1 pseudogene is annotated in these 223 nt (G+C 68.6%); it reads left to right on the forward strand.

From position 1 onward, the window contains the following. Positions 1-223: pseudogene (locus ADL08_RS15105) on the forward strand (helix-turn-helix domain-containing protein); the annotation flags it as partial.

Genomic DNA, 223 nt, shown 5'->3' on the forward strand with positions numbered 1-223 from the left:
CCCTGCTGGTCCTGGCCCACCTGCGCATGGGCGACACCTACGCACAACTCGCAGCCGGGTTCGGCATCGGCACCGCCACGGCCTACCGCTACATACGCGAAGCGATCGAGGTCCTGGCCGTCCTCGCTCCGACGCTCCGACGCTCCGACAGGCTATGAACGAGGCTCGGCGCAAGGCGTTCCTGATCCTGGACGGCACGCTCGTGCCGATCGACCGGATCGCC

This window comes from Streptomyces sp. NRRL F-6492 (assembly GCF_001280125.1).
Lineage (GTDB): Bacteria > Actinomycetota > Actinomycetes > Streptomycetales > Streptomycetaceae > Streptomyces.